Below are 12,328 nucleotides of genomic sequence, written 5' to 3'. Positions count from 1 at the left end.
TCGCCTCACCCGGCGACATACCACGACTCTCCGCATGACGAGCCAAACCCTGCCCCGCCTCATCAGGACTGAAAGTCCTCCCCGAAGACTGCGGCCCACTCGACGTGGGCAAACGCCCGACATCCCCGCCGCCCTCACTGGAACGCAGACCGCCCTCACCAGCAGGGCTCTCCTCAACCGTCCCCTTCCCCACCCTCTCAGCATCAATATCGCCAAGACGCCGATGCACATCAGCCTGTACCCGCTGCTCAGCGACGGAATCACCGATACGGCGCGCGTCCGCGAACTGATCACCCCACTTCCTCGCCTCACCCGGCGACATACCACGACTCTCCGCATGACGAGCCAAACCCTGCCCCGCCTCATCAGGACTGAAAGTCCTCCCCGAAGACTGCGGCCTACTCGACGTGGGCAAACGGCCGACATCTCCGCCGCCGTTACTGGAACGCAGACCGCCCTCACCAGCATCCGAACCCTTCCCGCCGCCGGACTGCTTCCCGCCAGGCGGGTTGTCGAGCTTGGCGGGCTGGTCGTAGTCGGGTCCGGAACGCGTAGCCGGCCTGGGGGCAGCACTCATATCCGAGCCCACCGACCTCGAACTGCCCTCCGGACGCGGTGATGTCTGCCCGTGCAGGTCGCGCGTCGGGCCGCCGAAGCGGTTTCCCGACCCGGTGACGTTCGACCCGTCCGGGTTGCCGGTCGGCCGGATGCTGGACGGGGCAGGCGAATCGGAACCGTGGTTCCTGGGCGGTGTGCCACCGGGCTGGGAGTCCGGGGTGACCCGGGAGTCCGGAGCGACCGGGGGGCCATCGGGGCGCTTCCCGCCCGGCGGGGCGACGCCGGTCCCGTCCCCGGAGCCGATGGGATGCGTGGTGACCGGCGGCTGCGGAGCAGGGGGGCTGACGCTGTCACGTCCGGACGGACCCGGCCGGGGGGCCGAGCCGGGAGTCTCCGTCGTCCCCGAGTTCCCGCGAGCCGGTAGCGGAGTGGGGGGCGGTGCCGTGGAGGAGCCGTCGGTCTTCGTCGCTTGGGCGGGCATGCCGAGGTCGCCTGAACGTCCGTTGCCGGGGCCGCTGTTGGTGGGGGTGTTCTCCTTGACGGAGACGCCGTCCCTGCCGCCGGACGGAGGGGGAGCCAGCGATCCGTCGCCCCTGCCCAGGCCGTCAGGGGTGGGCAGGGAAAGGTCGCCCCCGGGCGTCCGGGACGGGGGCGGAACCGTCCCATCGCCGCTACCCGGCATGGGTTTGACGGTGGACGGGGTGACGCCGGGGGGCACGGACGACGGGGCGTCGCCAACAGGGGTGGGCTTGGGGACGAAGGAGCGCCCCCCACTGCCGTAATGCCAGCCCATCAAGCCGCCGCCGTGCGCGCCGAAGCCCGCCCCGACGATCGCGCTGATGGCCACGGACCAGGTCACGTCGAAATCGGCACCCGCGATCTCGGCGCCCAGCGCACCGATGCCGATGTCGAGGCCCGCCTCGACCGCGGCACCGGCGACGGCGCCCCCGGCGGCACCGACGACCGCGCCCCCCACGGTTCCGAGTCGGCTCCCGATCGCGGTCACCACCGGGATCAGCCGGGCCAGCAGCGAACTGATGATCGACATCACCCGCGCGAGGATCGGCCCGAGGCCGATGAGGACGAGCCCGAAGATGACGCCCAGGATGTCCGCCCACATGGCGGCGTTGAGCTGCTCCGCGTACTCCTCGGCCGCCTTGTACAACTCATCGGCGTAGCGGTTGATCGTCTGCCCGATCGTCCACGCCTTCTCGGCTGTGGCGTCGAAGGTCGGGGCTAGCCCTTCCTCCCACGCCCTGCGCGCCTCATCGCCCGCCGCTCCGGTCATGCCGATCCCGTCCACGTGGCCATTGACGGCGACCCGGCGCTCGTGAAGAGCGTCACCGAGCTGGATCCAGGCGTTGCCCAGGGCGTACATCTCCTCGACCTTGATGTCGCCGAGTACGGAATCCGCGTCTTCCATGGTGGGGCCGCCCTCCCTGGGCGTGATGTGTTCGACGGTCGCCTGGCTGCTGGTGCCGCACGCGGCGGTCTGGACGGGTGGTTAGGTCCGGGTCACCGGCTGTGTGCGCGTCGCGGGCGGGGCTTCGTTGCCGGGCCCCGCGCCCCCCTCATCACCGGCACCGGTGCTCGGCGACATGGTCAACGCCTCGGCCGGTACGTCCCGCTCGTCCATGGCGACCTGGACGAGGGTGGGCTCGTGGCCCCGGCGGACCAGCGTCCCGCGACCGGGCTGACGGCGGTACGCGCGCTGCTCGTTGATGAGGACCCCTTCGCGGTGGTCCCCGGACAGCAGCAGGCCACCGGAGCCGATCTCCTTGAGCTTGCTCAGCAGCGGGTCCGACAGCAGGGCTCGGGCGGCGCCACCGACCCGGCGGGCCAGTACGAGATGGAAGCCCAGCTCGTCCGCCTGCGGGATGAACTCGGCCAGCGGAGCCAGCGGACCCCGCCCCATGCCGCCCGCCGCCAGGTCGTAGTCGTCCACGACGACGTACAGTTCGGGGCCCTCCCACCAGCCGCGCTCGGCGAGCTGGGCGGGAGTGATGTCGGCCGGAGGCATCCGGGAGCGCAGGGTCTCGGCGAGGGCTCCGACCTGTCCGGCAACCAGGTCGGAGCTGCCGCCGCGGGCACCGATGTACTCGTCGGCCACCACGCCCAGCAGGCTGTGCCGGTAGTCGACGATCATGAACCGTAGCTCGTGGGCGGTGTGGCGGGCGGCCAGACCGCGCATCCAGGCACGCAGGAACGCGGTCTTGCCGGATCCCGAGTCGCCGAAGACCACGAAGTGCGGGTCGCTCGACGTCAGATCGAGTCCGACGGGAGCCAGGTCGGACTCGCGCAGCGCGACGGGTACCTCGCGTTCGCCGAGGGCGGCGCCGTGGCCCTCCCAGCGTTCGGCGGGCGTCGGCGCCGCGGGCGCCGCCAACTCGCGGACGGTGATCCGGTCGGGGAGTACGCGCAGCGCCGGGGCAGCGGCCCTCGGCCAGCTCTCCGCGATCCTGGACACCAGCCGGCGCTCGGCGTCGGCGATCCCGTCCATGCCGTCCACGCCGTCCAGCCGGGGCAGCGCGATGTGGTGGGTGAGTCCGGGTGAGGCCAGCCCCCTGCCGGGAACGCTCTGGCCCAGGGCACGGGCGGCGGGGCGGCTGATCTCTGACTCGGAGGGGTCGTTGAGCCACAGTTCGAGACGGCCCGGGATGTTGTCGCGCAGGCCGACGCGGATCTCCGCCCACCGGTTGGCGGTCAGCCACAGGTGGACTCCGACACCGAGGCCGCGGGCGGCGATGTCGGTGAGGGTGGTGACGGCGTTGTCGTCGGAGGTGTGCAGAGCGGCCCAGTTGTCGACGACCAGCACGATGTCCGCGGCCCGCACGCCCTCGGGCAGGTCGCCGTCGGCGCGGCGGGTGCGCAGTTCGGCCGCGGACTGGATGCGCAGGTCGCGGAACATCCGCTCGCGCGCGGTGACCAGTCGGCCGACCTCGGCCAGCACCCGGCGTACCCGCTCCTCGTCGCGGCGGCCCGCGATGCCGGCGACATGGGGTGCGTCGCTCAGTCCGTGCAGCGAGCCGCCACCCATGTCGATGACGTAGAACTGCAGTTCTTCGGGGGTGTGGGTGAGCATGGCGCTGAGCATGGCGGTGCGCAGGAAGGTCGACTTGCCGCTCTGGGGGGCGCCCACCAGAGCGATGTGCCCTTGGCGTCCCGTCAGATCCGCCGTGAGGGGGATCTGTTCCTGGCGCGCGGGCACGTCGATCACGCCGACCGGGAACACCAGCCGGCCCGTGTAGGGCCACTGGGAGCAGCGCAGGCCCAGCTCCGGGTCGACCTCCGGCTCACCGAGCAGCGAGCTGAGGGCGAAGTGCGTGGGCAGCGGTGGCAGCCACACTTGGTGGCCCGGGATGTCCTTGTTCACCAGTCGCTCCACCGCGATCTGGAGTTCGGTCGCGCCGCCCGGCGGGGTCCATTCCCGGCGGGTCGCCTCGCTCTCCTCGGGGGCGAGCGGGGCGAGGTCCCCGTGCACGGCGAAGGGAACCGGTTCGACGGCCACGGCGGCGGCGTCGGGGTCCTGCTCGCGGTAGGGGGCCGACACGTGTGCGACGCGGAATCGCTCGTAGACCGATTCGTCGACCTTCAGATAGGCGGAGCCCGGGATAGCGGGAAGCGCGTACGCGTCGGGGGTTCCGAGGACGGCGCGGGACTCGGCGGCGCTGAAGGTCCGCAGGCAGATCCGGTAGGACAGGTGGGACTCCAGGCCGCGCAGCCTGCCTTCCTCAAGGCGCTGGGTGGCGAGCAGCAGGTGCATGCCGAGCGAGCGCCCGACCCTGCCGATCTGGACGAACAGCTCGATGAAATCCGGGCGTTGTGAGAGCAGCTCGCCGAACTCGTCGACGATGACGAACAGGTAGGGCAGGGGGTCGAGCGGTTTGCCGTCGACGTCGGTTCCGCCGGCGGCCTGACGGAGTTGGTACTCGCGCACGGAGTCGAGGTTCCCGGCCTCACGCAACATGCGCTGCCGGCGCTGCTGTTCGCCCTGGAGGGCCTTGCGCATCCGGTCGACCAGCGCGAGGTCGTCGGCGAGGTTGGTGATCAGGCCGGATACGTGCGGCAGTTCGGTGACGCCCGCGAAGGTGGCGCCGCCCTTGAAGTCGACGAGGACAAAGGCCAGGTGCTCCGGCGCGTGCACCATGGCCATGCCGGTGACGAGGGTGCGCAGCAGCTCGCTCTTGCCGGACCCGGTGGCGCCGACGACCAGCCCGTGCGGGCCGATGCCGCCCTGCGCCGACTCCTTGAGGTCGAGGTGCAGCGGTTCGCCTGTGCCGGTCACCCCGATGGGGACGCTGAGCAGGTCCTTCGCGTCGGGGCTGCGCCGGCCTGCGGCCGGGTCGAAGGCCGCCATGTCCGGGAAGCCGAGCATCCCCGAGAGGGAGACGTCCTCGGCGAGGACCTGTTCGCGTTCGCCGGACAGCCTCAGCGGTGCCAGCGCACGCGCGGTGGCTGCCAGGACTGCGGGCTCCGGCTCGTCGGCGGCGCCCTTCTCGATCGCCGCGTACAAGCCCGGCATGCGTCCCTCCAGGACGAGTCCACCGCGTGCGTCCGTACGGGCGCGTACGTCGACCCGGCCCGGTTCGGAGCCCTCTTCCTCCACGAGACACACCAAGTGCACCCCCACGTCCGGACCCGCCTCGGTGAACAGGTCGGCCAGGAGCGCGGATCGGGCCCAGGGGGCCCCGGGTTCGTAGTTGTCCAGGAAGACGACCAGGTGGCGGCGGGGCCCGTTCTCACGCTGGGCGATGAGACGGCCGTTGCGTTCGGTGCGGGCCGCGACCGCTTCGTCGAGGGCGGCCCGCAGTTGATCGTGGAGCCCGGCGAGGTCGTCGGCGAGAAGGGGGACGACCTCCTGCTCTCGCCTCTGGGTCCGCGGATCGGGGTCCTGAGTGTGCGGCAGCCACTTCGCCCAGTCCCACGCGGAGTTGCCGCCGGTGACGACCGCTACCCGGACGTCGTCGGGGGCATGCAGCACCGAGAGCTGCATCAGCAGGGTCTGGGCCAGCTCACGGGTGCGAGGGGGTGGGCCCAGCAGACTGACCACGCCGGACGCCCGCAGGTCCAGCCAGGCGGCCTGGCCGCCCACCGTGCTGTGCGCCTCGACGAGTTCGGCGGCGGCGTGCTGGCACTGGACGTCGACCTCGATGGTCGGATCGCTCTGCTCCGGGAGGCGCAGCGCGTCGGCCAGTGGCACCGTTCCGGTGCCGAGCCGCAGTTGGAGGAAGTCCTTGTCGCCGGGACGGCGTTCCCACACCCGGCGCCGCTGGGTGGCTATCGCCCACAGCCGCTCGGGGTGTGGATGCCGCCAGGCGTCGGCGGCCTGCTGGCCGACCTTGCTCAGTTGAGCGCGCTTGCGTACACCGGCCAGGTACTCCAGGTACCGGTCCCGCTGCCGGAATTGTTTGCGGCGCCGACTGCTGCGCAGCTGCATCCGCACACCGATGGTGATGCCCACGGACACCACGACGAAGGCGAACCCCAGCAGGATCATCCATGCCCTGCCGTAAGCCACCATGTACGCGGCCATGCTCACGCTGGACAGCAGCGGCAGGAGCAGCATCAGCCATCCGGCCGCGCCCTGCGGCTGGGGCCGCTGGGGCGGGGAGGCCAGTTTCGTCATGCCCTCCGGCATCGGTGGGGGTGTCATCCGGACGGAGCGGTGGAACGGAATTCGGCTCATGGGGGCTGCCTGGCTGCCTGTCGGGGTGTGGGACACAAGGAAGGGGAAAGGCGGTACTCAGTAGGGGAAGGTCATGGTGACCGCTGTCCGGTTGGTGTCGGTGACCTCCTCGGGATCACCGCCGCCCGTCCCGGTCAGGTTGGTGAGGAACTCGGTGAAAATCTTGGTGACGCCCTGCTCGGCCACGCTGAAGTTGCCCCAGGCCATGCCCACTCCGTCCGCCAGCGCGGGCAGGACCCCGAGGGACGGATCTTCCTCGGTGCCGAACAGTTCCGTCATGACCCGCGTCCACTCGTTCTGCACCTTCTCGGCGTCCATGGCGGCCTGGCCCTGCCACGCCAGACGCAGCCCGTTCAGTGTGGTGAGGATGGTGCCGATGCGCTCGGCGACGGCAAGCGAGAGTTCGACCAGCGTCTTGGACGTGACGTTCATGCCGGCCGGGGACACATCGATGACGGAGAGGTCGTAGTTGGCGGCTTCGCTGTCAGCCATGGCTCACCTTCCTCGGGTGACGATCCGATGATCTGGAAGATATGGGGTGATTCCCTCAAGGTCGATGAAAAGAGACCACCCTGATAATTCGTCACATAAATGGTTAAGCTGGCGGTGGCTCTTCGGGGCCGCTGCCCCCACACGCCGTCCGGCATACCGTGTCGTCCGCACACCGGGCCGGGAAGTCGACGCGTGAGAGACGAAGGAGACACCGTGACCGGACCGATCGACTCGCAGTACGACGACACACCCCTTCCCGAGCCGGAGATGGTGGACGAGGACGGCGACGGAGTCGCCGATCCCTCGGAGGACAACGGCAAGGACCTCAGCCACCTGGTACCGGATACGGAGGTCGTCTGGGACGTGCCGCCCTCCTTCAACATCGACCCGACGGACCTGTCGGGGGGCGGGGACGGACCGCAGCCGGAGGAGATCACCGAACCCTCCGGGGATCTGAGGGTCGACCTCGGCGCGCTGCGCACAGCGGAGAAGTCGATGCTCACCGAGGCACGCGGCGCGGTGGACAAGTACGAGGAGGTCCGCGCCTTGGTCGCAGCCGTCAAGGACACCGTCTTCGGACAGGGCGCCACGGACACGTACGAGCGAGGGGGAGACAACAGTAGTTCGATGTCGTACGACCCGCAGCAGGGCAAGTCCGTTGACAACCCGTTCGCCGAGACCGGCGAGACGTTCGCCGCCGAGATGAACCCGGCCATGGAGCGCGCGCTGCTCGAAGTCGGCTCCACGATCGAGAAACTGGGCGAGTACATCGCGCTGCTCAACCACTCCGGGCAGGTCTACGCGGAGGCCGACCGCACATCCCGCTTTCCACCTCCTCCGGCCAAAGCCTGAACCGGCGGGCCGCGCCGCCCCGTTCCGCGGATGCGGAGCGGGGCGGTCGTGCGCCGTGCCGCGGGGGCGCCCCGCACGGCCGTCCGGTCTGCGACGCCCCGGGCGCGCCGCGGCGCCGCTCAGCCATCCGACGGCCCGTCGGTGACGTTGCCGTAGTTCGTGCCCTCCGCGTCGTGGTAGTTCGCGTAAGTGGTGTTCATCCGGCGGAGGATGTCCTCCATCAGCGCTTCCAAGTCGTTCTGGCAGGTCAGGAACCATGACTTGATGTCGTCGAACGTGGCGTAGGACGGGCTGTTCCATGATGTGCCGATGTCGTTCATCCTGGTGGCGATCGACGCCATGCCGGTCGTGATCTCCGTCGACTCCCGCCCCACAGCGCCGATCGCCTCCTTCAGCGCCGCGAGGTCCGCGAGCCATTCGTCCATGCTTGGTTCCGCCATCGGGGAAGCACCTGCCTTTCACCTGGTCCGAAGTCCTCTGGTGGTCCGAAGTCCTCTGGCGTCCTGCCGCGCCGTCCTGCTCAGAGAACCCCTTCCGGGGGGAGGTCGACGGGCAGGAGAGTGGTGAGCAGTTCCTCGTCGGCCGAAGCCAGGTCGACGGCGCTCAGACCGAGTTCGACCACCCGCTGCGCGTGCCTCTCGGTCATCCGCTGGAAGACCTGCCGGGCGCTGCGTCCGTTGCCGAACTGTTCGCCGCGCGGCAGCATCTCGAAGTAGTCGTGCAGCGCGGCGGTGGTCTGCGGCGCGAAGGTGTACTGGTGGCTGTCGGCCTGGTGCTCGACGATGCGTACCAGCTCGGGCGAGGAGTAGTCGTCGAAGTGCAGGGTGCGGGTGAAGCGTGAGGCCAGGCCGGCGTTGGACTCCAGCAGCCGGTTCATGTCGTTCGGGTATCCGGCGACGATGACGACCACCTCGTCGCGGTGGTCCTCCATCAGTTTCACCAGCGTCGAGACGGCCTCCGAGCCGAAGTCGGTGAACTGGCCCTGGGGCACGAGGGAGTACGCCTCATCGATGAAGAGCACCCCGCCCAGGGCGCGCCGGAAGACGGCGGTCGTCCTGGGCGCGGTGTGCCCGACGTACTCCCCGACCAGGTCGCCCCGGTCGGCCTCGACCAGATGACCGCGGCTGAGCAGACCGAGCGCCGCGAGGAAGCCGCCGTAGAGGCGGGCCACGGTGGTCTTGCCGGTTCCGGGGTTTCCCGCGAAGACGAGGTGCCTGCTCAGCGGCGGCGGCGCGAGCCCGGCGTCCTGGCGGGCCTTGACCATCTGCATCAGCCTCGTGAGCGTGACCACGTCGCGTTTGACACCGTCCAGGCCGACCAGCCGGTCCAGCTCCGCGCGCAGGTCCTCAAGCTTCGCCACGGCAGCCTCGGGAGCATCGGCGTCCTGCTCGCCCTCCCCCGCGATGCCGCTGCCGGCCACCGCCCTGCGGACGCCGGGCACCGGAGTACTCCCCTGCTGCGCAGCCGGGGGCGGCAAGGTCGGCAGCACCGGATCGGCCACGTCCTCGACATGACAGTCCTGCGCGTACACCTCGGCCTCCTCGTCCCGCAGCAGATCCGCGTCGGTGCCGTCCACGGCGCAGCGGCGAAGCACGATCCTGGAGCGGGCACCGGCGTAGACGGCGGGGAAACGACTCCCGGTGAAGTGAGAGTCGTCGTAGCGGCCTTCGCCGCCGTCCCCGACGTACAGCGCGTTCTTCGCCGCCGACGCGACCGTGAGGCCATGGACCGTGGGACGGGCCCCCGCGTGCACGACGACACCGCTGCCCCGGGACTCGCGTACCGCTCCGCCCTCCACGAGGACGGTGCTGTCCTCCTCCAGGAGCAGACCTGTGGTGGCACCGGTGATCGTCACGTTCTCCAGCCGGGCGCCCGTGTCACGGCCGACCCGGACACCGGTCTCACCGCTGGAGGTGACGACGCAGTCCGCCAGCAGGGGCCGGTGGGTGGTGATCAGGCGTACGCCTTCGCGTTCGCCTTCTATCCGGCAGTCCCGCAGGGCCGCGTCGCCGCCCTCCACGCTCAACCCCGTCAGCGCGACGTCGGTCACCTCGCACCGCTCCGCGAGGAGTTCGGCCCGTTCGGTGACGCGTGCACCGTGCTCGGGGGTGCCACCGATCCCGCAGTCCCGTGCCTTCACCCGCGCCGCGCCGCCCAGATGCACGGCCGTGTAGGCGGTCTCCCGCACGGTGCATTCGGTCAGTGAGACCTCGGCCTCGCCCGTCGCGTACAGGCCGTTGGCACCGCTGCGGGCGAAGGTGGAGTCACGCGCGGTGGCTTTCCCGGTCGCGCTGACGACCAGCGCCGTGTCCGCGCAGTCCACGGCCCGGACCGAGACCAGTTCCGCGACGGCCTCTCCCGAGACCAGCACCGCGGCACCAGTGGTGCGGTGCACGTGGCAGCGGTCCAGCACGATCGCGCTTGCGTCCTCTGCCAGCACACCGGAGCGTCCCGTACGGAAGATCTCGCAGTCGCGCAGCCGTACGCCCTGGGGCCGGCCGACGGGGCGGTCTGCGGCATCGGCCGAGGAGGAGGCCGCCGCGGGGTTCCGGTCCCCGCCAGTGCGACCGACGTCCTGCGGCCGGTGGCCCTGCGGGCGCGGGGAGCGGCCCGCCGTACCGCGTACCCAGACCCCCTGACCGCCCGCCTCGTACAGGCGGCATTCGCGCAGCGCCGCGGAGGCATGTCCGTCCACGAGGACGGCGGCGGCGCCGCTGCCGCGTATCTCGCAGCGGGTCAGAGCCGCGTGCGCCCCGGCGGTCACCACGATGCCGCGTCCGGTGACGGCGTCCACCAGCGCATCGGTCAGTTCGAGGGCCGCCTCGTCCTCGACGACCACTCCGTCCCCGGTGCAGCCGCCGACCGTCAGGGCCTCCAGCGTGGTGCGACTGGTGCCCGTCAGACACACCGCCATGCCCTCGGCCTGCCGCACCGAACAGCCGCTCAGGAACGGAGCCGCCGCTGCGGCGACCTCGACGCGACCGCCGGTGATCTCGCAGTCCCGCAGCACCGGTTCACCGCCGCGCAGCAGCACCGCGGCCTCCCGGGGCGCCGGGGAGACGAGGGTGAATCCGCGCAGCTCGGCGCGGCCGGCGTGCACGGTGACGGCCGGGCCGCGCGACGCGACCAGCCGTACGGTGCCTTTGGCGACCAGGACGATGTCCTTGTCCAGCACCAGGCTCTCGGTGTACGTACCGGCCTGCACGGTGACCGCTCCGCCGGGCTTGGCGTCCCTGACGGCGGCACCGATGGAGCGGTGCGCGCCCCAACTGCCCGGTGCCACACGCTGTGCGACCGACTTCACCTCACGCACCTGTGCCCGGTCCGCCCCTCGGTCACAGGTCGCCCCCGAGGTTGGCCAGCCAGCCGAAGAAGCCGAAGACACCAGCGGTCAGCGGCAGGGCGGCGACGACGAGAGCGGTGACGACGGCTCCGGGCCAGGTGGGCCGCTCCGGCTCGATGGGACGCAGGGCCGCTCCGAAGGCGAGGAACAGCCCGCAGGCGACCAGGACGGCACCCGCCGCGAAGGCGGCCTGCGGGCCCGCTGTGCGCGAGTCGAAGAGGTACTCGGGCACTCGTACGGCCAGCGCGAGCAGCCCAAGAACTCCGACGGCCACCTGGGGGATCACGCTGGACAGCACGCGCACCGAGCCCGCCTGGAGCAGCAGTCCGACGCTGACACAGGCCACCAGGAAGAGGGCGTACACGTCGCGCGAGGTGGTCAGGGTGAGCAGGGCGGCCGTGAGGACGGTCGCGGTGACGATGCTGAGGAAGGTGAGCAGCCCATTGCCCCGGCGGACGACGGCGGCGACGTCCGCGCTGTCCAGGGCGGGGGCGCCGGTGTCCGGACCGTCGGGCACGAGCACCGCGATCTGGCTGGTGACCCGGGGCAACAGCCCTGTCAGCACGAACAGCACCAGGGCCACCAGCGCCGCCGAGCTGATCACACTCGCGTCCCACACGACCAGGGGCGCCACGAACAGGGCGGTCACCAGCGTCAGAGTCTGGAGCACCACCGTGGCAGGAGCCGGAAGGGCGACCACTGCGGCGAGCGCGCCGATCACCGCGGCGCCCGTCACCAGGAACGGAGTGACCACCGGGCCATGGACCGGCGCTCCCAGGCCGGCGCAGACCAGCAGAGGGCAGGCGGCCAGCGCGAGGAGCTGGCGCACCGGACGCGGGAGCGGCCAGTTCTTGCGCTCGGAGTACCAGGCGAGCAGCGCCGAGCACAGCGCGGCCAGTACGAAGAACAGCACCGTCACGCCCGCGATGCGATGCGCGCCGAGCCAGGCGGCCGAGATCACCATGACCACCAGACCGGCGCCGAGAACGCTCTGGGCACGCCGGCGGGCGCTCCACAGGCCGTCGTCCTCCCGGGCGTTCGCGATCTGCGCGTCCAGGTCGGTGACGGTCAGCTCGCTCAGCTCCGCGGCCCGCTGGTCGCGCAGGTACAAGGTGGCACCGTCCACGATGTCCGCCCCCGACAGGGTGTCGCCAGGGGCCATGGGGGAACCTCCCGACGGGGCGAGTGTCCAGACCTGGGGCATGCCCTCGGACTCGGGCTGGCCGCACAGGGTGGCGAGTCGCGGGACGTATTCGGCGATCGGGGTCTGGGCTGGGAGTGCCAGGTCGACCTGCCTGCGTTCGCCGACCACGGTGACCCGGCAGCGTTCATCGGGCATGGACGTTTCCTTCGGTATTCGGAGAGCGGAGCCGCAAAGAGTTGGGGTGGGAAATGCG

At 71.0% G+C, this 12,328-nt stretch carries 6 protein-coding genes and 1 pseudogene; 1 reads left to right on the top strand and 6 read right to left on the bottom strand.

From position 1 onward, the window contains the following. From ACIQNU_RS39645 to ACIQNU_RS39635, 3 genes and pseudogenes are all read right to left on the bottom strand, one after another. Nucleotides 1–1,981: pseudogene (locus ACIQNU_RS39645) on the bottom strand (hypothetical protein); the annotation flags it as partial. Nucleotides 1,982–2,062: 81 nt separating this feature from the next. Further along, the gene (gene eccCa, locus ACIQNU_RS39640; RefSeq protein ID WP_401376285.1) at nt 2,063–6,244 is read right to left on the bottom strand and encodes a type VII secretion protein EccCa; all 4,182 of its coding nucleotides are present in this window, start codon (nt 6,242–6,244) and stop codon (nt 2,063–2,065) included. Between the two features lie 57 nt (nt 6,245–6,301). Further along, on the bottom strand, nt 6,302–6,736 hold the full coding sequence (locus ACIQNU_RS39635; protein ID WP_401376282.1) for a hypothetical protein: 435 nt from the start codon (nt 6,734–6,736) through the stop codon (nt 6,302–6,304). Between the two features lie 213 nt (nt 6,737–6,949). Between ACIQNU_RS39635 and ACIQNU_RS39630 the strand changes: the two genes are divergently transcribed. Beyond that, nucleotides 6,950–7,588, top strand: a complete 639-nt coding sequence (locus ACIQNU_RS39630; RefSeq protein ID WP_401376279.1) for a hypothetical protein — start codon at nt 6,950–6,952, stop codon at nt 7,586–7,588. A 119-nt stretch (nt 7,589–7,707) separates the two neighbouring features. Here ACIQNU_RS39630 and ACIQNU_RS39625 read toward each other — a convergent pair whose 3' ends face one another. The 3 genes from ACIQNU_RS39625 to ACIQNU_RS39615 form a co-directional block, all read right to left on the bottom strand. After that, a complete protein-coding gene (locus ACIQNU_RS39625) occupies nt 7,708–8,028 on the bottom strand; it encodes a WXG100 family type VII secretion target (protein ID WP_401376276.1) in 321 nt (106 codons plus the stop codon). Between the two features lie 80 nt (nt 8,029–8,108). Next, nucleotides 8,109–10,892, bottom strand: a complete 2,784-nt coding sequence (locus tag ACIQNU_RS39620) for a right-handed parallel beta-helix repeat-containing protein (protein WP_401376273.1) — start codon at nt 10,890–10,892, stop codon at nt 8,109–8,111. 31 nt (nt 10,893–10,923) lie between these two features. Beyond that, nucleotides 10,924–12,270, bottom strand: coding sequence for an EsaB/YukD family protein (locus ACIQNU_RS39615; protein WP_401376271.1), 1,347 nt, complete (start codon nt 12,268–12,270; stop codon nt 10,924–10,926). Between the last annotated feature and the right edge of the window lie 58 nt (nt 12,271–12,328).

This window comes from Streptomyces sp. NPDC091292 (genome assembly GCF_044757265.1).
GTDB lineage: Bacteria > Actinomycetota > Actinomycetes > Streptomycetales > Streptomycetaceae > Streptomyces.
Note: the sequence above shows the minus strand (reverse complement) of the source record. Positions and strands in the feature narration are given on the sequence as shown.